The sequence below is a fragment of the Nonomuraea harbinensis genome (assembly GCF_019396385.1).
Classification (GTDB): Bacteria; Actinomycetota; Actinomycetes; order Streptosporangiales; family Streptosporangiaceae; genus Nonomuraea; species Nonomuraea ferruginea.
On record NZ_JAHKRN010000027.1, the window covers coordinates 45,050 to 66,980 of the forward strand.

22 protein-coding genes are annotated in these 21,931 nt (G+C 72.8%); 9 read left to right on the forward strand and 13 right to left on the reverse strand.

What is annotated here, in order from left to right; translation table 11 throughout:
• Positions 1–6 precede the first annotated feature (6 nt).
• Positions 7–861: an N-acetylmuramoyl-L-alanine amidase gene (locus KME79_RS25870; protein ID WP_219546703.1), complete on the forward strand. Its 855-nt coding sequence runs from the start codon at positions 7–9 to the stop codon at positions 859–861.
• Entirely contained in the window at positions 858–2,450 is a 1,593-nt protein-coding gene (locus KME79_RS25875; protein ID WP_219546704.1) for a beta-N-acetylhexosaminidase, read from the forward strand. The genes KME79_RS25870 and KME79_RS25875 overlap by 4 nt, the downstream gene beginning before the upstream one ends.
• 4 nt (positions 2,451–2,454) lie before the next feature.
• Here the strand turns inward: KME79_RS25875 and recD2 are convergent, their stop codons facing one another.
• From recD2 to KME79_RS25895, 4 genes are all read right to left on the reverse strand, one after another.
• A complete protein-coding gene (gene recD2, locus KME79_RS25880; protein ID WP_308249053.1) occupies positions 2,455–4,605 on the reverse strand; it encodes an SF1B family DNA helicase RecD2 in 2,151 nt (716 codons plus the stop codon).
• 66 nt (positions 4,606–4,671) lie between these two features.
• The gene (locus KME79_RS25885; RefSeq protein WP_219546706.1) at positions 4,672–5,226 is read right to left on the reverse strand and encodes a GNAT family N-acetyltransferase; all 555 of its coding nucleotides are present in this window, start codon (positions 5,224–5,226) and stop codon (positions 4,672–4,674) included.
• Complete coding sequence (locus tag KME79_RS25890; protein ID WP_308249054.1) at positions 5,223–6,437, reverse strand: quinone-dependent dihydroorotate dehydrogenase; 1,215 nt, start codon at positions 6,435–6,437, stop codon at positions 5,223–5,225. Before KME79_RS25890 ends, KME79_RS25885 begins: the two co-directional genes overlap by 4 nt.
• 3 nt (positions 6,438–6,440) lie before the next feature.
• Entirely contained in the window at positions 6,441–7,091 is a 651-nt protein-coding gene (locus tag KME79_RS25895) for a response regulator (RefSeq protein ID WP_219546708.1), read from the reverse strand.
• Between the two features lie 18 nt (positions 7,092–7,109).
• Here KME79_RS25895 and KME79_RS25900 point away from each other — a divergent pair, with 18 nt between their 5' ends.
• From KME79_RS25900 to KME79_RS25915, 4 genes are all read left to right on the forward strand, one after another.
• Positions 7,110–7,496, forward strand: a complete 387-nt coding sequence (locus tag KME79_RS25900; protein ID WP_219546709.1) for a tautomerase family protein — start codon at positions 7,110–7,112, stop codon at positions 7,494–7,496.
• Positions 7,497–7,536: 40 nt separating this feature from the next.
• Entirely contained in the window at positions 7,537–8,916 is a 1,380-nt protein-coding gene (gene lpdA, locus KME79_RS25905; protein WP_219546710.1) for a dihydrolipoyl dehydrogenase, read from the forward strand.
• Positions 8,917–9,019: 103 nt separating this feature from the next.
• Entirely contained in the window at positions 9,020–10,249 is a 1,230-nt protein-coding gene (locus KME79_RS25910; RefSeq protein ID WP_219546711.1) for an acyltransferase family protein, read from the forward strand.
• Between the two features lie 53 nt (positions 10,250–10,302).
• A complete protein-coding gene (locus KME79_RS25915) occupies positions 10,303–10,695 on the forward strand; it encodes a hypothetical protein (RefSeq protein ID WP_219546712.1) in 393 nt (130 codons plus the stop codon).
• Here KME79_RS25915 and KME79_RS25920 read toward each other — a convergent pair.
• Positions 10,680–11,261 carry a hypothetical protein gene (locus KME79_RS25920; RefSeq protein ID WP_148035201.1) on the reverse strand — a complete coding sequence of 194 codons (582 nt, stop codon included), beginning with the start codon at positions 11,259–11,261 and terminating at the stop codon, positions 10,680–10,682. The genes KME79_RS25915 and KME79_RS25920 overlap by 16 nt on opposite strands.
• Before the next feature lie 142 nt (positions 11,262–11,403).
• Between KME79_RS25920 and KME79_RS25925 the strand changes: the two genes are divergently transcribed.
• A complete protein-coding gene (locus tag KME79_RS25925) occupies positions 11,404–11,880 on the forward strand; it encodes a hypothetical protein (protein ID WP_219546713.1) in 477 nt (158 codons plus the stop codon).
• Here the strand turns inward: KME79_RS25925 and KME79_RS25930 are convergent.
• From KME79_RS25930 to sigJ, 4 genes are all read right to left on the reverse strand, one after another.
• Complete coding sequence (locus KME79_RS25930; RefSeq protein WP_219546714.1) at positions 11,865–12,899, reverse strand: ABC transporter ATP-binding protein; 1,035 nt, start codon at positions 12,897–12,899, stop codon at positions 11,865–11,867. The genes KME79_RS25925 and KME79_RS25930 overlap by 16 nt on opposite strands.
• The gene (locus tag KME79_RS25935) at positions 12,896–14,431 is read right to left on the reverse strand and encodes an ABC transporter permease (RefSeq protein ID WP_219546715.1); all 1,536 of its coding nucleotides are present in this window, start codon (positions 14,429–14,431) and stop codon (positions 12,896–12,898) included. Before KME79_RS25935 ends, KME79_RS25930 begins: the two co-directional genes overlap by 4 nt.
• A 2-nt stretch (positions 14,432–14,433) precedes the next feature.
• Positions 14,434–15,477, reverse strand: a complete 1,044-nt coding sequence (locus KME79_RS25940; protein ID WP_219546716.1) for an iron ABC transporter substrate-binding protein — start codon at positions 15,475–15,477, stop codon at positions 14,434–14,436.
• A gap of 75 nt (positions 15,478–15,552) precedes the next feature.
• Positions 15,553–16,428 (reverse strand): RNA polymerase sigma factor SigJ, encoded by an 876-nt coding sequence (gene sigJ, locus KME79_RS25945; protein WP_219546717.1) that lies wholly within the window; start codon positions 16,426–16,428, stop codon positions 15,553–15,555.
• Between the two features lie 69 nt (positions 16,429–16,497).
• On the opposite strand from sigJ, the gene KME79_RS25950 reads away from it, so the two are divergent.
• Positions 16,498–17,235 carry an SDR family oxidoreductase gene (locus KME79_RS25950; RefSeq protein ID WP_219546718.1) on the forward strand — a complete coding sequence of 246 codons (738 nt, stop codon included), beginning with the start codon at positions 16,498–16,500 and terminating at the stop codon, positions 17,233–17,235.
• A 44-nt stretch (positions 17,236–17,279) separates the two neighbouring features.
• Positions 17,280–18,017, forward strand: coding sequence for a class I SAM-dependent methyltransferase (locus KME79_RS25955; RefSeq protein ID WP_219546719.1), 738 nt, complete (start codon positions 17,280–17,282; stop codon positions 18,015–18,017).
• A gap of 75 nt (positions 18,018–18,092) precedes the next feature.
• Here the strand turns inward: KME79_RS25955 and KME79_RS25960 are convergent, their stop codons facing one another.
• From KME79_RS25960 to KME79_RS25975, 4 genes are all read right to left on the reverse strand, one after another.
• Complete coding sequence (locus KME79_RS25960; RefSeq protein ID WP_219546720.1) at positions 18,093–18,908, reverse strand: AfsR/SARP family transcriptional regulator; 816 nt, start codon at positions 18,906–18,908, stop codon at positions 18,093–18,095.
• Positions 18,909–18,985: 77 nt separating this feature from the next.
• On the reverse strand, positions 18,986–19,687 hold the full coding sequence (locus KME79_RS25965) for a response regulator (RefSeq protein ID WP_219546721.1): 702 nt from the start codon (positions 19,685–19,687) through the stop codon (positions 18,986–18,988).
• Positions 19,657–20,778, reverse strand: a complete 1,122-nt coding sequence (locus tag KME79_RS25970) for a hypothetical protein (RefSeq protein WP_219546722.1) — start codon at positions 20,776–20,778, stop codon at positions 19,657–19,659. Before KME79_RS25970 ends, KME79_RS25965 begins: the two co-directional genes overlap by 31 nt.
• Entirely contained in the window at positions 20,771–21,889 is a 1,119-nt protein-coding gene (locus KME79_RS25975) for a sensor histidine kinase (protein ID WP_219546723.1), read from the reverse strand. The genes KME79_RS25970 and KME79_RS25975 overlap by 8 nt, the downstream gene beginning before the upstream one ends.
• Positions 21,890–21,931 lie beyond the last annotated feature (42 nt).

The following is a 21,931-nucleotide window of genomic DNA, read 5'->3' on the forward strand; positions in this document are numbered from 1 at the left end:
GAGCGCATGCGTGCGCTTCCCGCCTCTCTTCTCGCTGCCTGCGGCCTGGTCGCCTCCGCGTGCGGCGGCGCCGTTCCCGGTGCCCCCGTGGCGGACCAGATGGCGCGCCGGGACGCCGGGCCCACGTCGAGCGCCACGGCCGCCGAGCCCGCCCGATCGGACGGCTCGGCCCGGCCCGCCGAGAAGGCCCCCTCCGTGCGGCCGCTCGACGGCAGGGTCGTCGTCATCGACCCGGGACACAACGGAGGCAACGCCCGCGCCCCGAAGGAAATCAACCGCAAGGTCAACGTGCTGACCCAGTGGAAGGCCTGCGACACCACCGGCACCTCCACCAACAGCGGCTACCCCGAGGCGGCCTTCAACTGGGACGTGTCCACGCGCCTGGCCAAGATCCTCAGGAGCCGCGGCGCGACGGTGAAGCTCACCCGCTCCAGCAACACCGGCGTCGGCCCGTGCATCACCGAGCGGGCCGCGATCGGCAACCGCAGCGAGGCCGACGCCGCGATCTCGGTCCACGCCGACGGCTCCAGCCCGGGAAACCGCGGCTTCCACGTCATCATGCCGAAGAAGATCGGCGGGCCGGTCGACCCCGTGGTGGGCGCCTCGGCCAGGCTGGGCAAGGCCGTGCGCGACGCCTTCCGCGAGGGCACCGGGCTGCCGTACTCCACCTACATCGGCAAGAAGGGGCTCGACTACCGCGGCGACCTGGGCGGGCTCAACCTGTCGACGGTGCCGAAGGTCTTCATCGAGGCCGGCAACATGCGCAACGCGGGTGAGGCGGCGAAGTTCCGCGACCCGGCGTTCCGTCAAAAGATCGCGCTGGCGCTGGCGAACGGCTTGCAGCACTATCTGAAGTCATGATCCCTCGCCCGAAGCTCAGCCGTCCCTTGTCCGCCTCCTACGAGCTGACCGCCGGGGCCGCCGTCTCGGGGCCGGCCGACCTGATCGGCGCCGTCCGCACCGCGATGCCGGGGCTGGACCTGCTGCCGGGCGACGACGGCGCGATCGACCTGCGGCTCGACCCCTCGCTCGGCGACGAGGCCTACCGGCTGACGACGGGCTCGCGCGGCGTCGAGATCGCCGCCGGCGGCCGGGCGGGCGCGTTCTACGCCGCCCAGTCGCTGCGCCAGCTGCTGCCCGACGAGGCCTTCCGGTACGGTGCCGCGACGTCGTGGAACGTGCCCGGGGTGCGGATCGAGGACGCGCCCCGCTTCCCGTGGCGCGGGCTCCACCTGGACGTGGCGCGCCACTTCTTCCCCAAGCGGGAGGTCACGCGGCTGATCGACCTCATGGCGCTGCACAAGCTCAACCGCCTCCACCTCCATCTGGCCGACGACCAGGGCTGGCGGGTGGAGAGCCGGGCCTACCCGCTGCTGCACGAGATGTCCTCCCACCGCCCGCGCTCGGCCGTGCACCCGTACGGTCAGCCGGAGGCGTTCGACGGCATCCCGCACGGCGGCTACTACACCCTGGACGACCTGGCCGAGATCGCCGCCTACGCCCGCGACAGGGCGGTGACCGTGGTGCCGGAGATCGACGTGCCGGGGCACGCCTCGGCGATCCTGGCGGCCTACCCGTCGCTGGGCGCCACGGGCGAGCCGCATGACGTGCTCGACCGGTGGGGCATCTCCCCCGCGATCCTGTCGCCGCTGCCGCCGACGGTCGAGTTCCTCACCACGATCTTCGACGAGCTGCTGGGGGCGCTGGGCGAGACCCCCTACGTGCACATCGGCGGCGACGAGGTGGTGCTCGACCAGTGGGCCGCCTCGCCCGAGATCGACGCCTACCGTGAGTCGCTCGGCCTGGCCACGGTCAACGACCTGCAGGCGTGGTTCCTGCGGCGGCTGGCCGACGCGCTGGCCGAGCGGGGCAGCCGCGCGGTGGTGTGGGACGAGGCGTTCGTGAGCGGCGGGCTGCGGCCGGACACGGTCGTCATGCCGTGGCGTGGGCAGGGCGTGGCCCGCCGCGCCGCCGCCGCGGGCCACGACGTGGTGGCCACCTCGGTCTTCCCGCTCTACTTCGACTACGCGGAGGCGGCCTCGCCCGACGAGCCGCTGGCCATCGGCGAGACGATCACCGTGGCCGACGTGGCCGCGTTCGACCCCGCCCCGGACGACTGGGCTCCTCAGGAGCGTGAGCGGGTCATCGGCGTGCAGGCGCAGCTCTGGACGGAGCGCGTGCCCGACCCGCGCACCCTCGACTACCGGATGTGGCCCAGGGCGTGCGCGCTGGCCGACATCGCCTGGGGCGCCCAGGACGACTTCGCCGGCCGCCTGGAGGCCCACCTGGGGCGGCTGGACGCGCTCGGCGTCGAGTATCGCCCGCCGGCCGGGCCGCACCCGTGGCAGCGCCGCAGGCCGCACCTCCCCGGCGTCATCCGGCTCGACGAGGTGATGGACCGCATCGAGGCCATGACCCACGACCCCGAGTCGACCCGGCCCAGCATCTGACCCGTCAGGCCAGCGCGAGGGCCAGCCGCTGCGGCAGCGCGGTGTTGCGTCTGCGGCCGAGGGTGTGGACCGCCATCTCCAGGGCCTCGCGCCGGCCCACCAGCACCACCCACGACTTGGCCCTGGTCACCAGCGTGTAGAGGAGGCTACGGCGCAGCATGATGCCGCCCGACTCGGCGACGATCGGGGCGACCACGAACGGGTATTCGCTGCCCTGGGAGCGGTGCACGCTGATCGCGTACGCGTGGGTCAGCTCGTCGAGCTCGCCGAAGGCGTACTCGACCGTGCGGCCGTCGTCGGTGCGCAGCTCCACCAGCCGCTCGCGCTGGTCGACGGCGGTGACCGTGGCGGTCTCGCCGTTGAAGACGCCCTTGTCGTAGTTGTTGCGGATGGGCAGGACCCGGTCGCCCGCCCGGTAGACCGAGGAGCCGTACCAGTGCTCGTCGACCCCGTCGCCCGGCGGGTTGAGCCGTTCCTGCAGGCGGCGGCCCAGCTCGACGGTGCCCGTGACGCCCTTGCGCATCGGGCAGAGCACCTGCACCTGGTCGGGGCGGATGCCCTGCTTGCGGGGGATGGCCTCGGTCGCGAGGTGGATGACCCGGTCGGCCACCGCCTGCGGGTCGTCGAGCTCCTCGAACCAGAACCCGCCGCCGCCGGGCAGCCCGGGCAGCTCGCCGGCGCGCACGTGGTGGGCGGCCCTGACGATGCCGCTGCCCTGCGCCTGGCGGAAGATGTGGGTGAGCCGGACGCGCGGGATCTCCTCGACGCTCAGCAGGTCGGCCAGCACCCGGCCGGGGCCGATGCTGGGCAGCTGGTCGCTGTCGCCGACCAGCAGCAGGTGACTGCCGGACGGGACGGCCGACGCCAGCCGGGTGGCGAGCTGCAGGTCGAGCATGGACGCCTCGTCGACCACGATGAGGTCGGCCTCGACGGCCCGCTCCTGGAACAGCGCGCCGTCGTCCTCCGGCTGCTGGGCGAGCATGCGGTGGACGGTCATCGCGGGCAGCCCGGTCAGCTCCGACAGGCGCTTGGCCGCCTTGCCCGTGGGGGCGGTGAGCGTCACCCGGCCGCCCATCGCCCGCACGGTGGCGGCGATGGCGGCCACCGTGTGGCTCTTGCCGCAGCCCGGGCCGCCGGTCAGCACCGAGACCGTGCTGGTCAGCACCAGGTTGACCGCCGCGCGCTGGTCGTCGTGGAGCCGGTCGTCCTCCTGGAAGGGCCGCAGCCGCAGCTTGGACGGGGCGCGGGCGAGCCGGGCGAGGTGAGCGGCCAGCGCGACCTCGCGGCTGTGTTCCTGCTTGCCGTAGACGACCAGGCGGCCCGGGTCGGAGGGTGACGCCTCGACGACCACCCGGCGGTCGGCGTGGAGCGCGTCGACGGCCTGCCTGATCTTCGGCTCGTCCTGCTCGACCAGCGCGGCCACCTGGGCGACGAGCGCGCGCAGCGGCACGAAGCAGTGGCCGCCGCCGGCCGCGGCCGCCTCGATCCGGTCGACCACGGCCGCCTTGACGCGCTGCGGGCTGTCCTCCGGGACGCCGGAGCGCAGCGCGATGCGGTCGGCGCTCTGGAAGGCGATGCCGCGCACCCGGCCCACGAGCTGGTAGGGATCGGTGGTGAGGACACGCAGCGACTCGTCGCCGTACACCTGGTAGATCTTGGCGGCGAGCAGCGGGCTCACCCCGAAGCCCTGCAGGGCCACCATGAGGGCGGCGACGGCCTTCTGCTCGGCCCACGCCTCGACGATCTGGGCCTGACGGATGGCGCCGATGTTGACCACCTCGCGCAGCCGGCCGGGCTCGGTGTCGATGACCTTGAGCGTCTCCTCGCCGAAGTGGCTGACGATGGCGTGGGCCAGTCGCGGCCCGACGCCCCGGATGAGGCCGGAGCCGAGGTAGAGGGCGATGGCGCGGACGGTCGAGGGCGCTATGCGCTCGCACCGGCGGACCTGCAGGCGGGCGCCGAAGCGGGGGTGCTCGCCCCACTCGCCGGCGAGCAGCAGCCGCTCCCCCGGCTGTGCCCCGGCCAGCGTCCGGCCGGAGGCGATGAAGGAGGGCAGGTCGTCGGCGCTCACCCGGGCGACGGTGTAGTCGTCGTCGCCGACATGGACGAGCTGCTCGACCGTGACCTCGACCTCGTCGGGTCTCGCGCGCGCCACCACTCAACTCCCGGCCGTCGTGTCCGGCATCCGACGCTCGGACATTAGCCGCCCGTGCCGACAGTCCTACCCGGGCGGGCCGTCATGCAGGATCTTCTCGAAGAGCAGGTGGTCTCGCCACTCGCCGTCGATGTGCAGGTACTTCTCGGCCACGCCGATCTCGGTGAAGCCGCACTTGCGCAGCACGCGCTGGGAGCCGTGGTTGTCGAGGAGGGTGCCGGCCTGGAGGCGGTGCAGCCCCAGCGACTCCGCCGCGACGCGGCAGGCCTCCCGCACCGCGCCGGTGGCCAGGCCGCGGCCGTTGCGGGCAGCGTCGACCCAGTAGCCCAGGTGGCCGTTGCGGAAGGCGCCGAGCACGATGTCGTTCACGTTGAGGATGCCGACGATCAGCGGGCCGTCGGCGAGCACCCACGGGAACATCCGGTGCTCGTCGCGGATCTTGAGCATCTCCGCCACCCGCGCGGCCTGGCCCGCCGTGGTGAAGAACTCCTCCGTCCGCCGCGGCTCCCAGCGGCGCAGGTGGTCGCGGTTGCGACGGTACGCGTCCGCGAGCGGCTCGGCGTCGTCGAGCGCCAGCGGACGCAGCACGACCCCGCCGCCGAGCTCCGCCGGACCTGTCACCGCGAGTCATCGGAGACCGTACGACCGGCCTCCGCGGAGTCGGGGGCCGCGCGGCCGATCTCTCCAGATCCGGGGTCCGTACGATCGGTCGCCGCGGATCCGGAAGTCGCGCGGCCGATCTCTCCGGATCCGGGGTCCGTACGGCGGGAATCCGCAGGGGCCGTGCGGCCGATTATGGCGGTGATGGAGGTCAGGCGGTGGCGGCGGATGCGGCGGGAGAGCTGGCGGTGGATGCGGGACGCCCACAGCGGGCCGCCGTAGATCCAGCCGGTGTAGCCCTGGACCAGGGTGGCGCCGGCCAGGAGGCGCTCCCAGACGTCGTCGACGTCCTCGACGCCGCCCACGGACACCAGGGTGAGCCGGTCGCCGACGCGGGCGCGCAGCCGCCGCAGCACCTCCAGCGAGCGGGCCTTGAGCGGGCGGCCGGACAGCCCGCCGGTGGGGCCGTCGTGCGCGATCGTGGTGTTGGTCGCGATGATGCCGTCGAGCCCCAGCTCCAGCGCCAGGTCCGCGACGGCGTCGACGTCGTCGTCGGCCAGGTCGGGCGCGATCTTGACGAGCAGCGGGGTGCGCCGCGGCGTGCTGTCGCAGACCTCCTTGACCGCGGTCAGCAGGGGCCGCAGCAGCGACACCGCCTGGAGGTCGCGCAGGCCGGGCGTGTTGGGCGAGCTGACGTTGACCACCAGGTAGTCGGCCGACGGCGCGAGCTCCTTGGCGCTGGTGACGTAGTCGGCGGCCGCCTCGGACTCGGGCACGACCTTGGTCTTGCCGATGTTGACGCCGACCACGGCGGGCACCCCTCGGGTGCGGCGCAGGCGGCGGGCGGCGGCCGGGGCTCCGGCGTTGTTGAAGCCCATCCTGTTGACCACCGCGCGCTCGCGTACGAGCCTGAACAGCCGCGGGCGCGGGTTGCCCGGCTGCGCGTGCGCGGTGATCGTGCCGACCTCGACGTGCGAGAAGCCGAGCGCGGCCACGGCCTCCGCGCAGGCGGCGTCCTTGTCGAAGCCGGCGGCCAGCCCGAGCGGGCCGGGGAAGTGCACGCCGAACGCGGTGATCCGCAGCGCCGGGTCGTGCGGGGCGAGCGCCCTGTGGAGCAGGCGCTTGAGCAGGGGCAGTCTGGCGACCAACGCCAGCCCCCTGACGGTCCGGTGGTGCACGGCCTCGGCGTCGAACCGCCGCAAGACCTGCGTGAACACGAGGCGATACATCACGTGTCAGGCTACCAATCCCGCCTCGTAGGCGATGATCGCCGCCTGGACCCGGTTGCGGACGCCCAGCCGGGTGAGTATCGCGCTCACGTACGCCTTCACCGTGCCCTCGACGATGTGCAGGCGTCCGGCGATCTCCGCGTTCGACAGCCCGGCGCCGACCAGGGCCAGCACCTCGCGCTCGCGCTCGGTCAGCGACTCCAGCCGGTCGCGGGCGTGCGCGCCGCGCGCCATCCGGCCGCCGGCGAGCTGGGCGATCACCCGGTGGGCGACCTTCGGCGAGAGGTAGGCCGCGCCGTCGGCCACCGCGTGCACGCCCGCGATCAGCTCGCGCGGGTCGCCCGACTTGAGCAGGAAGCCGCTCGCGCCCACTTCCAGCGCCTTGGCGATGTAGTCGTCCTCGCCGAACGTGGTCAGCATCACCACCGCCGTGCCCGGCGCCGCCCTGCGCATCTCGGCCGCCGCGGCCAGCCCGTCGAGCACCGGCATGCGGATGTCGAGCAGCGCGACGTCCGGGTGGTGGCTGATCGCCAGGTCGACCGCCTCGCGCCCGTCGCCGGCCTCGGCCACCACGTCGAGCTTCGGGTCGGACGCCAGGATGGCCCGCACCCCGGCGCGCATCATGGCCTCGTCGTCGGCCAGCAGTATGCGGATCACGGTTCTATAGTGACCGACATGGCTCAGGTGAAGGTCTACGGGCGGCGCGAGGTGTGGGCGGGGCGGCAGCGGGAGGTCTCCGACCTGCTCCAGGGATGCCTGGTCGAGGCGTGGGGGCTGCCGGAGGACAAGCGGTTCCACCGGTTCCTGCTGCTGGACGCCGACGACCTGGTCTGTCCGCGGCGTTCCGGCTCGTACCTGATCATCGAGATCGTCTGCTTCACCGGCCGCAGCGACGACGCCAAGCGCGCGCTCATCCGGACGATCTACGAGCGGCTCCCGTACGAGCCAGAAGACGTGGAAATCACAATCATCGAGATGCCGCAGGTCAACTGGGGTATTCGGGGCAAGGTCGCCGACGAGCTGACACTGCCTTACCAGGTGGACGTCCAGCCGCGGGGGTGACGGTCAGGTGCGCCCTCCGGCGAGCGGTATGGTCCGAACCATGAGCACTCACTACGACGTCGTGGTCCTGGGCGCGGGTCCGGGAGGATACACGGCCGCCGTACGCGCCTCCCAGCTCGGGCTGCGCACGGCGGTCATCGAGGAGAAGTACTGGGGTGGCGTCTGCCTGAACGTGGGCTGCATCCCGTCCAAGGCGCTGCTGCGCAACGCCGAGCTGGCCCACATCTTCACCAAGGAGGCCAAGACCTTCGGCATCCAGGGTGACGTCACGTTCGACTACGGCGCCGCCTTCACGCGCAGCCGCAAGGTCGCGGACGGCCGGGTCAAGGGCATCCACTACCTGATGAAGAAGAACTCCATCACGGAGTACGACGGGCGCGGCACGTTCCTCGACGCCAACACCATCCAGGTGAACGACGAGACGATCACCTTCGACAACTGCATCATCGCCGCCGGCGCGACCACCAGGCTGATCCCCGGCACGTCGCTGTCGGACCGGGTGGTGACGTACGAGGAGCAGATCCTCTCGGAGGACCTGCCCGGCAGCGTCATCATCGCGGGCGCGGGCGCCATCGGCGTGGAGTTCGCGTACGTGCTCCACAACTACGGCGTCAAGGTCACGATCGTGGAGTTCCTCGACCGGATCGTGCCGCTGGAGGACGAGGAGGTCTCGGCCGAGCTGGCCAAGCGCTACAAGCGGCTCGGCATCGAGCTGCACACCTCCACCCGGGTGGAGAACATCGAGGACACCGGCTCCTCGGTCAAGGTGACCGTGTCGCGCGACGGCCAGCAGCAGGTGCTGGAGGCCGACAAGGTGCTCCAGGCGATCGGCTTCCAGCCGCGCGTCGACGGCTACGGCCTGGAGAAGACCGGCGTCGAGCTGACCGACAGGGGCGCGATCGCGGTCGACGGCCGCCTGCGCACCAACGTGCCGCACATCTACGCGATCGGCGACGTCACCGCCAAGCTGATGCTGGCGCACGCGGCCGAGTCGATGGGCATGATCGCCGCCGAGACCATCGCGGGCGCCGAGACCATGGAGCTCGACTACGTGATGATCCCGCGCGCCACCTACTGCCAGCCGCAGGTGGCCAGCTTCGGCTACACCGAGGCGCAGGCCCGCGACCTGGGCCACGACGTCAAGGTGGTCAAGTTCCCGTTCACCGCCAACGGCAAGGCGCACGGCCTGGGCGACGCGAACGGCTTCGTGAAGATCGTCAGCGACAACGAGCACGGCGAGCTGCTCGGCGCCCACCTGATCGGCCCCGAGGTCACCGAGCTGCTGCCCGAGCTGACGCTGGCCCAGCAGTGGGACCTGACGGTGCACGAGGTGGCCCGCAACGTGCACGCCCACCCGACGCTGGGCGAGGCGGTCAAGGAGGCGGTCCACGGCCTGGCCGGCCACATGATCAACATGTGACGCTGAGCGGGTGATCGGTATGGGCGGGACAACTCCCGCCCTTCGCTCGATCTTCTATGGTTCCGGCCAAAAGGGGCGTACCACGCGGTAGCCTCGGGCCTCGATGGCCAATTCCACCGGGACCCGGGAGACCCTCGCGCGCGTTCCTCCTCGCGAGAGCCGCCTGGGCTGGCTGGACGCGCTGCGCGCCGTCGCCGCGCTCGTGGTCGTGTACGAGCACGCGCTCAACCCGCTCTACCCGGAGCTGCGCGCCGTCACCGGGCCCTGGTTCGACGCCGGGATCTATGGCGTCATGGTGTTCTTCCTGGTGAGCGGTTACGTGATCCCCGCCTCGCTGGAGCGGCGGGGCAGCGTGGCCGGGTTCTGGGCCGGCCGGTTCTTCCGGCTCTACCCGCTGTGGGCGGTGGCCGTGGCGGCGGCCCTGCTGCTGGCCGTCTCCGGCGTCGACCCGATGCACGTCTGGCTCACCGACCGGCCGACGTCGGCGGTGCTCGGGCATCTGACCATGTTGCAGGACCTGCTCAACGTGCCGAACGTGCTCAACGTGCTCTGGACGCTCTCGTACGAGATGGCCTTCTACCTCCTGGTCACCGCCCTGTACGTGGCCGGGGTGCACCGGCGCAGCGCGGAGGTCGCCTTCGGGTTCGGGGCCGCGGCCGTGCTGCTGGGCGGGGTGCTGCCGTCGGTGCTGCTGTCGCGCGGGGCCGGGGCGACGCTCGGCACCGTGCTCGCCGTGATCGCGCTGGTGGGGTGCGGGCTGGCGGGGGTGCTGAGCGGGCGTCCTGGTGCGCGGCGGGCCGGGGCGCTGGTGCTCGGGGTGGTGGTGCTCGGGCTGATCCTGGTGAACGGGCGCATCCCGGCCTGGCAGAGCCTGACGATCCTGGCCACCATGTTCGCCGGCACGGCCCTGTACCGGGTGCGGGACGGGCAGGTCGCGCCGTGGCGGGCGGCGGCGCTGGCGGGGAGCGTGCCGGTCGCGGCGGTGGCCGCGGCGCTCTGGCACGGCGACGGCGTCCCGTGGCCGTGGGTGAGCGCGGTGCCGGCGGCGTGGGCCACGTTCGCGGCCGGGATGCTGCTGGCCCGGCGGCGGGTGCCGGCGTGGTGGGCGTGGCTGGGCATGGTGAGCTACTCGGTCTACCTGCTGCACCCGATCCTGCTGGAGATCGTGGACGGGCTGCTGGCGGATCCGGCCGCCGTCGCGTGGCCGTACCGGGCCGGGCTGGGCGTGGTGGTGCTGGGGGCGCTGCTCGGCTGCGCGGCGCTGACGTACCGGCTGGTGGAGGCGCCCGCCCAGCGAGCGGGCAAGCGGATCGCGGCGAGGTTCGTGAAGTAGGAAGCGTTCGCAAAGCGTCGGATGAGGGGGGCCGGGGCGGCTACGGTCATGCCATGGACGAAGCCACCCCCATGCCCAGGCCGGTTCGGACCGCTCGGATCCTGCTCTGGATCTATATCGTGGTGATGGCCCTGGTCGCCGGCCTCATCCTCTTCTTCGCGGGGTCCGCCCCGGCCGGGGTGGACACCTCGCAGATCTACCTGATCACGGGGTGGAGCGCCGCCCTCCTCGTGCTCACGGCCTTCCTGACGGTCAAGCTGACCGCCCGCAGGCGCTGGGCCCGCTTCGGCCTCATCGCGATCATGGCGATGAACGTCCTGGGCTACCTTGCCAACCTGGCCGCGGGCGGCGGGCTGAGCCTTCCGGCCATCGTGGGGCTCGGCCTGGCGATCGGGGTGATCGTCCACCTCTTCCGTCACGACAGCAGGGCCTACCTCGACCAGTAGCGGGCCATCTTGGCGGCCATCTTCGCGGCGTCCGCCCGGTGTCTGGCCAGGGTGCGCAGCGGCTTGGCGTCGTTGTGCATGTCCCAGTAGATCGCCACGGCGGAGCCCTCGCGCACGGCGACGAACTTCTGCGTCTGCGGGATCGGCGCCTTCTTCGTGGGCCGGATCGTCCGCGCCGCCTGCAGCGCCTCGTCGCCGATGCGGGGCTTGCCCACCTTGACCGTCTTGCCGCACTGCCTGAGCAGGGCGCGCATCCGGTCCATCATCTTCCCCGCGCCCTTGGCACTGGCGAACACGAACAGCTGCTCGCCGCGCCTGCGGTCGGTGCGCTCACCGCCGCCGATCTTCGTGTCGTACGAGACCTCCCGGCTCTCCTTCCACCCGGAGAGCATCACGGGGCTGCACTGGATGTTCCACACGTCCTCCGCCCCGTCCAGGCCGAGGATCCAGTGCTCGTCGTCCTGCCGGGCCTGCTTCTCGTACAGCAGGAAGTCCTTCGGGATGGCGGGCGCCTGCGCGGGCGCCATCAGCGCACCGGCCACCACCAACGCGATCGTCTTCAGCATGGGTGGACGCTACCGGACCTGATCAACGGAGATGGCCGCTACGGGGCAAGAATGTTGAAAGCGGCAGATTCCACCCGGCAAGGGGGTTGAAAGCGGGGCGGCGCACAGTGCGGTCAGGAAAACTTGAGAAAGGACCGCACCGATGTCGCTCTCCCGCCCCGTCGCCGTTCTCGCCCTCGCCGCAGGCACCCTTCTCGCGATCGCCCCCGCCGCCCAGGCCGCGACCGCCACCACCGAAGCCGCCGCCCCGTGGGGCCCGCGTTACGCTCCCGGCCAGAAGGCCAAGGCCGTCGGCACGCTGACCGCCAAGGGCGAGGACCACGCGGACCTTCCCACCGCCGACACCGTGAAGATCACCGGCAAGGTCTACGACTACGCCGCCTCGTCCAAGGTCTGCGGCTGGGCCGTGTTCCGCATCACCTACCGGGACGGGAACCAGCTGCCGCACAAGCACCGCAGCGTCCGCGACTGCACGTACCGGACGGCGAAGAGCTTCTCGTTCACCGACAGCGACGTCTACCAGGTCGAGCTCAAGGTCTGCGCCGAGGGCAAGCGGTCCAAGCCGTCACTCAACTGCCTGTACGCCGGCACCTGGAAGACCCTCTACCTGTCCAAGTGACCCCCGCGCCACACCCGGCACGCCCCCTCGACCCGCACCGACACCGCCGAGCCGGCCGCGACAGGGACGGCGTGGCCGGGCACGCGGGCGGTGACGCGGGTGCCGTCCGCCAGCAGGAGCGCGACGGTGGCGTCGTGGCCGTGGAAGTCGTGGCCGGTCACGGTGGCCGACACGCCCGGCCCTTCCGTGAGCACGATCTGCTCGGGCCGCACCATGACCGTCAGCTCGCCCGTACCGCCGGGGATCCGGTCCGCGGCGACCGGGCCGAGCGGCGTCAGCAGGTCGAGGCCGGTCGCCGGGAGGAACACGGCCTCGCCCACGAAGGCCGCCACCCACGGGTCGGCCGGCTCGCGGTAGAGCTCGACGGGAGGACCGCTCTGCAGGACGCGGCCGTCGCGCATCACCGCCACCTGGTCGGCGACGGACAGCGCCTCGTTCTGGTCGTGGGTGACCAGGATGCCGGTCGCCTTGTCGGCCCGCAGCGCGGCCCGCACGTCCCTGCGCAGGTCGGCGCGGAGTCCGGCGTCGAGCGCGCTGAACGGCTCGTCGAGCAGGATGACCGAGGGCCGCGGCGCCAGGGCTCGGGCCACCGCGACCCGCTGCTGCTGGCCTCCGGACAGGTGGTGCGGCATCCGGTCGCCGTACCCGGCCAGGCCGACCAGGTCGAGCACCTCCTCGGCCCGGCCTGAGCGGCGCTCCTCGCGGGTCAGCCCGTACGCGACGTTGTCCCGTACGGACAGATGAGGGAAGAGCGCGCCCTCCTGCGGGACCGTGACGACGTGCCGCCGCTCGGGCGGCGTGTGCGTGCCCGGCCCGGCGACCACGCGGCCGTCGACGGAGATCTCGCCGGCGTCGAGCCGTTCGAAGCCCGCCACGCACCGCAGCAGCGTGGTCTTGCCGCAGCCGGACGGGCCGAGCACGGCGGTGAGGGTGCCGCCGGGCACGGCGAGGTCCGCACCGCCGAGCGCGGTCACCGCGCCGTAGCGCTTGACGAGTCCCCGCAGGTCCAACTGGCTCATCGTGAAGTCTCCGCGGTGAGTATGCCGGTGCGCGCGGTGAGCAGCCACGCGGGCACCGATGACAGCAGCACGAGCAGCGCCGCGTAAGGGGCCGCCGCCGCGTACGCGGCCACGGTGGTGTGCGTCCACAGCTCGGTGGCCAGGGTGTCGACGCCCGTCGGCCGCAGCAGCAGCGTGGCGGGCAGCTCCTTCATGCAGGTCAGGAAGACCAGCGCGGCGCCCGCGCCGATGCCGGGCAGGACGAGGGGCAGCGTCACCGTGCGCAGCACGGCCACCGGCCCGCGCCCGAGCGAGCGGGCCACGTCCTCCAGCACCGGCGGCGCCTGCGCGGCGGCCCCGGCGACGGCGGCGAGGGCGAGCGGCAGGAACAGGGCGGCGTAGCCGAGCGCCAGCAGCCAGGTCGTCTGGTAGAGCGGGTACGCGAGCGTGACCCCGAACGACACCAGCGACAGCCCGATCACCACGCCCGGCAGCGCGTGGCTGACGTAGGCGAGCCGGTCGAGCACGGTCGCGACAGGTCCAGGAGCCTTGGCCGTCAGCAGGCCGAGCGGCAGCGCGAGCGCCATGGTCAGCGCGGCCCCGGCCAGTGACAGCCAGAGCGAGTTGCCCATGGCGGCGGCCACCTCCGCCCAGGCGCCCGGACGGGAGACGCCCTGGAGCATCCGGAGGCCGAGGCTGAGCGCGGTGACGCCGAGCGCGAGCCCCGCCAGCACGGCCAGCGCGGCGGCGGCGGGCCAGCGGGCCCGCCCGAGCCGCTGCCTGGCCGCGGTCCTGCGGGTGCCGCCGAGGTGCGCGTACCGGGCGCCGCGGCGGCGGGTGACGGTCTCCCCCGCGAGCACCAGCATGGTCAGCACCACCAGCACGGTGGACAGCACCAGCGCGCCGGTGCGGTCGAAGCCCAGGTCGAAGGCGACGAACACGGCCCGGGTGAAGGTGTCGGCACGCACGATCGACACCGCGCCGAAGTCCGACAGCACGTACAGCGCCACCAGCAGCGCCCCGCCGGCGTAGGCGGGCCTGATCTGCCGCAGCGTCACGCCGGTGAACGTGCGCCACGCGCTCCTGCCGAGCGAGCGCGACACCTCCTGCTGCGACGGGTCCGCGTTGACGAGCGCCGCCGCGACGGGCAGGAAGACGTACGGGTACGAGCAGAGGGTCAGCACGAGCGCGGCCGCCCAGAAGCCCTCGAACCCGTCCACCGACGACCGCCAGGCGAACGCGGCGATGTAGGTGGGCACGGCCAGCGGCAGCGCCGCCAGCACCGCGAACAGCCGCCTGCCCGGCAGGTCGGTGCGTACGACGAGGAACGCCGACGCCACGCCCAGGACGGTGCAGGCCGCGGTCACGACGGCCGCCAGGCCCACGGTCAGGACGGCCAGCCGGGCCGTTCGGACGGTGAGCACCTCTTCCGCGATCCGCGCCCATCCGGCCTCGGCCGTCCTGACCGTCAGGTAGGCCACCGGGACGAGCGCGACCGCCACCGTCACCACCGAGAGGGCGAGCAGCAGCGGCCGGCGCGTGCGCGTGCGCATCACTACGGGACGAGCCCCGATTCCTTGATCAGCGCGATCGTGGCCTCCAGCTCGTCGAGGTCGTTGAGGTCCACGTCGGGCGCGGTCAGCTGGTCGAGCGGCGGCACGAATGCGGGCGGGGCCACGCCGTCCACGACCGGGTACTCGTACGTCTGCTCGGCGAAGTACTTCTGCGCGTCCGCGCCGAGCAGGTACGTGACGAACGCCCGCACGTCGGGGTCCTCGGCGGCCTTCTTGAGCACGCCCACCCCGGCCACGTTCACCAGCGCGCCGGTGTCGCCGCCGGGGAAGAAGTGCAGCTTGGCCTTGAGCGTGTCCGGCGTGGTGCCGCGCTCCTTGGCCAGCTCGCCCAGGTAGTAGTGGTTGATGAGGCCGATGGCGATCTTGCCTCCGTCGACCTCCTCCAGGATCGGTCCGTTGCCCTCGCGGATCTGCGGTTCGTTGGCCTGGAGCCCGGTCAGGAACTCCTTGGCCTTCTCCTCGCCGTGCTGGACCCGGATCGCGGTGACGAACGCCTGGAAGGAGGCGTTGGTCGGGGCCACGCCGACCTTGCCCTTCCACTCCGGTTTGGTGAGGTCGAAGACCGACGCGGGCAGGTCCGCCTCTTGTACGAGGTCGGGGTTGTAGACCAGGACCCGCGAGCGGGCGGTGACGCCGACCCACTCCTTGCTGCCGGCCCGGTACGTCTCGGGCACCTTGCCGGTCAGGTCGTCGGGCAGCGGGGCGAACATGCCCTGCTTGGCCACCGCGCCCAGCGCACCCGCGTCCTGGGCGAAGAACGCGTCGGCGGGCGAGCGGTCTCCCTCCTCCAGGAGCTGGCCGGCCATGGCGGCGGTGTTGCCGTACCTGGCCTCGACGGTGATGCCACTCTCTTGGCTGAAACGTTCCAGAAGCGGCTTGACCAGCGACTCGCTGCGCCCGCTGTAAACGGTGATCTTCTTGTCTCCACCGGCGGCGGAGTCGCTCTCGGGCGCGCCACCACAGGCGGCCGGCCCGAGCACCAACGCGCTCGCGAGCAGCACGGTCAGAGTGAGGGGACGTCTCATGAGCCGTTAGCTTAGCCTCACCTAATTTCCTTGTCGATGGGCGGGGGGTACCTGAAACCCCCGCGTGACCTGGGGTCAGACGCCGGGGATCAGCCGCGCCAGGCGCTCGGGGTCCGCGATCACGTCGATGGCCGCGATCCGGCCGTCCGTGACGGTGAACGCCATGATGGACAGCGGCCGGTCCTTCGCCACCACGACCACGCCGGCCGTACCGTTGACGAGCGCCGGGCGGGCGAACGGCGAGAGCCGCCCGAACGTGACCGCCTGCTCCGCGACCGTTCCCGCGCCCTGGAAGACGACCGTGTGGCGGGCGCGCGCCACGCCGCCGTCGGAACGCAGCACGACCTCGGGGTCGAGTACGGAGACGAGCGCGTCGAAGTCGCCGTCACGGGCGGCGGCGAAGAACGCGTTCACCACGTCGCGCTGGCGTGCCGGGTCCGGGTCGGGCACAGGGGCCTGCCCGCGCACCCGGCGCCGCGCGCGGCTGGCGAGCTGGCGGGCCGCCGCCGGTGACCGGTCGAGCAGCGGCGCGATCTCCTCGAACGGCACCGCGAACATGTCGTGCAGCACGAACGCCAGCCGCTCGGCCGGCGACAGCGTCTCCAGCACCACCAGCAGCGCCAGCCCCACCGAGTCCGCCAGCAGCGCCTCGTGCTCGGGGTCCACGCCCGACTCCGGGCTGATGACCGGATCGGGGATGCCCGCGCCGAGCGGCTCATCGTCGCGCCGCCGCCGCGAACGCAGCACGTTGAGACACACGCGGCCCACCACCGTGGTCAGCCACGCCGCCAGGTTCGCCACCTCGCCGGTGCCGGCGCGGCTCGCCCGCAGCCAGGTCTCCTGGACGGCGTCGTCCGCCTCGCTCAGCGAGCCCAGCATCCGGTAGGCCACCGCGCGCAGGCGGCCGCGCTCCTCCTCGAAACACGCCGTCATCAGCTCGCGCTCGTTCACCGTGTCACATTCCTTCCCCGCGAGGTGTCGGCGTTGCAGACCCCACCCGATGGACTACTGGAGCAAACCATGACATCCCTGATTCTGGTCACCGGCGGCACCGGTACGCTCGGCCGCCTCGTCGTACCGCTCCTGCGGTCCGCCGGCCACCAGGTGCGCGTCCTCGGCCGGCGCGGCGGCGACGTGACCGCCGACCTGCTCACCGGCGAGGGCCTCCAGCCCGCCGTGGACGGCGCCGACACCGTCCTGCACCTGGCGGGCGGCCCCAAGAACGACGACGTGCTGACCCGCAACCTGGTCCAGGCCGCCGTGCGCGCGGAGGTACGGCACCTGGTGCACATCTCGGTGATCGGCGCCGACCGCGTGCCGCTGGCCTGGTTCCGCTACCAGCGGGACGCCGAGCGGGCCGTGATGGACTCGGGTGTCCCCTGGACGATGCTGCGCGCCGCCCAGTTCCACGACCTCGTGCTCAAGGCGGTGACGCCGATGGCCAAGCTCCCCGTGGTCCCGGTCCCCGGCGGGCTCAGGTTCCAGCCGGTGGACGCCCGCGACGTCGCCGCCCGCCTCGCGGAGCTGACCGTCGGCCCGCCGTCCGACCTGGTGCCGGATCTCGCCGGGCCGAAGGTGTACGGGATGGGCGAGCTGGTGCGCGGCTACCTGGCGGCCAGGGGCAAGCGGCGGCCGATGCTGCGGGTCCGGATGCCGGGCAAGGCGGGCCGCGCCTACCGGGCGGGCGACAACCTGTCGCTGGAGGCCGAGCTGGGCAAGCGCACGTGGGAGGAGTTCCTGGCCGAGCGGGTGCGCTAGAAATCGTTGGACAGCGCGCGGACGAGCGGGAGATCGTGGGCCGCATGCGACAGGAGGACGTCTGGGACGCCGAGACCGCCCGGCGCTACGACACGCCGGGCACCGGCATGTTCGCGCCCGAGGTGCTGGAGCCGACGGTCGGACGCCTGGCCGAGCTCGCGGGCGGCGGCCGGGCGCTCGAGTTCGCCATCGGGACCGGCCGCGTCGCCGTGCCGCTGGCCGAGCGGGGGGTGAGCGTCACCGGCATCGAGCTCTCCCTTCCGATGATCGACCGACTGCGGACGAAGGCGGACGAGGAGACCATCCCCGTGATCGCCGGCGACATGACGACGGCCGTCGCCCCGGGCACGTACACGCTGGTCTACCTCGTCTACAACACCATCTCCAACCTGCTCACGCAGGCCGGGCAGGTCGCGTGCTTCCGCAACGCCGCCCGTCACCTCGCGCCCGGCGGCCGGTTCGTCATCGAGCTCTGGGTGCCCGAGCTGCGCAAGCTCCCGCCGGGGCAGCGGGCCACGGTCTTCCACAGCGAGGACGGCTACATCGGTCTCGACACCTACGACGTGCTGGCGCAGCACGTCGTCTCGCACCACTTCGAGTTCGACGACGGCAGGCAGGCCCGGCTGTTCCGCAGCCCGCACCGCTACATCTGGCCCGCCGAGCTCGACCTCATGGCGCAGTTGGCCGGGTTCGAGCTGGAGAGCAGGCATGCCGACTGGTCCGGCGCCGCCTTCACCGCCGAGTCGCGTTCGCACGTGTCGGTCTACCGCCTTCCCGGCTGACCGCGGATCCGTTCCGGACGATCTCGCCGGAGCCGTCACGCCCGACCCGGGACGGAATCCCCGACCGCTGACCGGTCAGCGCCGGGCGGTGGTGATGACGCGCTCGGTGAGCGTCATGAGCATGGCCGGGGAGGCGAGGTCCAGCGCCGGGTCGCGGCGGAGCACCGCCTCCTGCATCCGGCGCAGCCCCGGCCCCGGCTCGATGCCCAGGTCGCCGACCATGACAGACCGGGTGTCCCGGTAGACCGCGAGAGCCTCCGACGCCCGGGACGCCCGGTACAGCGCCAGCATGAGCTGGGCCCGGGGCCGTTCCCGCAGCGGGTGGGACAGGGTGTGGGCGGTGAGCATCGGCACCAGCGCGCGGTGGTCACCGGCGGCGAGGCGGAGGTCGGCGTGGTCCTCCAGCGCCATGAGGCGCTCCTCTTCCAGGCGTGCGGCCTCGACCTGGGCCCACGGAGCGGTGATGCCGGTCAGCGCGCCGCCCCGCCAGAGCGCCAGAGCGTGCTGGAACAGCGTGTCGGCAGTCGCCGCCTCGCCCCGGGCCCGCGCGGCGCCCGCCCGGCCGCTCAGCAGCGTGAACAGATGGGCGTCGACGTTCTCCCGCTCCACGTTCAGCCGGTATCCGCCGGCGACGGTCGTGATGACCTCGTTCTCCTGGTGCCTGGAGAGCAGGTCGCGGATCTTCGACACGACGATGTGCAGTTGCTTGGCCGCCGTCGCCGCCGTGCTCTGCCCCCAGACGTCTGCCAGCAGCTGTTCGGCGGGAACCACGTGGCCGGCGCTCAGCGCCAGCCGGGCCAGCAAGCCGACCCGCCGCTCACCGGCCACCTTGACCGGTTCGTCATCCGCCGTGACCTCCCATGGTCCGAGGATCTTGATTTTCAGTGCCATCCGGGCCCCCCTGTGTCGGCCGCAGCTTGATCGCAACTCTAGGGAGGCGGGCGGCGGGCCGGTGTCCGGCGAACGCCCTACAGCGTGGCCTCCGTGTGGTCGAGCGTCTGGTTGAGCTCGGCGAGCGTGATGACGCCGTCGTCGATGGCGCGGGTGACGAGGTCGCTCTTGGTGCGGGCGGCCCTGCCGACGTTGGCGTACTTGACGCGTACGCGCGCGATGTAGGTCTCGACGGTCTTGACGGTGATGTTGAGCTTCGCGGCGACGAGGTCCTTGGACGAGGAGACGAACCACGCCCGCAGCACCTCGGTCTCGCGCTGGGACAGGCGCGGCCGGTCCGGGGACTGGTCCGCGGCGAGCGCCCCGGACAGCGACGGCGCGGTGTAGGGCTCTCCCCGCGCCGCGGCCCTGATGGCCGTCACCAGGTGCTCGGGACCCTCCCGCTTGGTCAGGTAGGCGAGCGCGCCGAGGTCGACGCACTTGATCGCGGTGGCGTCGTCGGTGTGCTGGGAGTAGACGACCACGCGCCTGCCGCTGTGGACCAGCCTGCGCAGCTCGCCGAAGTCCGGCCTGCCGGGGACCAGCTCCAGATCGAAGATCACCACGTCGGCGGCGGCGCCCGGCCCGGTCCACACGTCGGCGAGTCGCTCCCCCGCGTCGATGAGGTCGATCGGCGGCGCGGCCTCGGCGCACCAGGCGCTGACGCCCGCGGAGATGGCCGCGTGATCATCGACGATCACCGCGGTGATCACCTCGTCGCCGGCGCGGTGGGCTGCCATCGGACCTCCATCCATACCGTTTCGTCATTGCGCAGCGTCTCGACCAGCACTCCCGGCGTCGCCGGATCCGGCACGTCCACCTCGCCGCTGTCGGCGACGACGCTCACCGACACCAGGTCCGCGCTGCCCACGACGGTGACCCTGGCCCGGGAGGCGGCGGTGGCGAGCACGGTCAGCACCGGCTCGGTGAGATCGCGCCGGACGGCCACGGGGGGCGTCGGCCACTGCCCGCGCGTGTCCAGCTCCACCTCGACGCCCTTGCGGTCGGCGACGTCGGCGCAGTGGCGCAGCTCGTGTACCAGGGGGTCGGCGACGGTGTCGGTCTCGGCGAACAGCCGCCGCATCCGGGCCGCCTCGATGGCGCACAGCCGCTGGACGGCAGGATCGTCCGGCCGGAGCGAGTTGTCGGCGAACCCCTCCAGCAGCGGGATCGTGCTCGCCGATAGCTCGGTGAACCGCTGCTGCCTGCGGCGGTGCGACGCCGCCGCGACGGCTTCCACCACGCGCACCCGTTCGAGCTCCCGCTGGGCGGTGGTCGCCGCCGCGCTGAGGCCGCGGAGCACGGCCGCGCCCACGGCCACGCAGAGCGGAAAGCCGATCACGGTCACCGAGCCGGTGGCGAACCGGGCCAGGGCCTGCCGGTCGGGCTCGTCGAACAGGAACAGGTGGAGCAGGGCGACGAGCTCGTGAGCGGCCAGGAACCCCGCCGAGGTCCGCAACGGGCGGTCGAGCAGCACGGTGAAGCCCGCCCAGTTCGCCGCCCCGAAGATCCAGTCGGTGGTGGTGGACGTCCGCCCGTCCGGCAGCGTCGCGTACGAGAGAGCGGACGCGGCGAGCACCACGGCGACGGCGGCCCAGCGCAGCCGGTTCCACGGGCGCCGCCGGACCAGCAGCACGGCCTCGCAGGCGAGCACGGCCGCCAGCATCGCGAGAGCCACGACCTGGGCGACCGGCCACTCGTACACGTCCCAGTGGCGCATCAGGTTGGCGCCGCCGAGCCCGCCGGCTATCGCCACGGCGACGAGCAGCGTCGCTATCCGGAGGCCGCGTTTGAGCTGGGCTCCGGTCCGCTCCCCGGCGGCGTCAGTCATGGCCGGCCGGCCATTCGAGCCGCACTCGGGTGCCCTCGCCCTCGGCGGAGACGACGGTGGCCGTGCCTCCGATGCGGGTCATCCTGCCGCGCACGGACTCGCGGATGCCGCGGCGGTGGCCCGGGACGTCTTCCAGGGAGAATCCCTTTCCCTCGTCGATGATGTCGAGCCGCAGCGACCGGGAGTCCCCGCGCAGGCGGACGGTCGCCCGTGTCGTGCCCGAGTGGCGTCGCACGTTGGTGAGCGCCTCGCGCGCCGCGTCGGCGATGGGCGCCGCGACCCCCGCCGGGAGTGGTAAGCGTGCCGGCAGGTCGAACTCCACGGAGAGCTGGGCGGCGTCGAGGTCGGCCCTGAGCAGGTCGACGAGGTCGGCCGGGCGGGGCGTCCGCCTGCTGTCGGAACGCAGCCTGTCGAGGTCGCGGCGGGCCTGCGGGCCGAGCCAGGCGGAGTCGGAGCGCACCTGCCCGGTGCCGACCATCAGGAGGGTCGTCGCGGCCGTGTCGTGCAGGGCGTTGGCGAGCTCGCGTTCCTCGGCGCGGACGGCCGCCGCCGCCTGCGCGGCGGCACGCGCCCGGGCGGCCTCGGCCGCCATCCGGTCGGCCCTGTCTGCGGCCTGCCGCAGGAGGGTCCAGGCGGCTCTGGACAGCGCGGCCGCCGGCACCGCCCAGAGGTTGCCTCTGATCACACTCGGGTCCGGCACCGCCATGGCGACGATGACGGCCGCCCCGCCTCCGGCCACCAGAGCCACGGCGGCTCCCACGGGCAGCGAGGTGTGCCACTGCCACGTCACGCACGCGAAGGTGACCAGGAGCCGTGACCATCCGAAATTGGTGTCCTCAAGCGCGCCGGTCCAGGTGACGCTCGCAGTCAGGGTCAGCAGGACGATCACGTCGGGGGCGAGCAGCGCGTCCCCCCGGCCCCGGCGCAGCCACCATACGTAGCCGCACGTCCACACCGCCGCGACGGCGACCATCGAGGCGGTGGCCGCGAAGTGCTCCGGGGACGCCCTGAACAGGGCGACAGCGCAGATCGGCACCAGCGTCGCCAGGCGCACGGCGGCCGCGTAACGGCGGCCGAACCGCACCAGCAGCCGTGCCGCTTCCTCCGCCACACCGGTCACCTCGCCCCACCGCACGCGGCCCTCGTCGTGAGG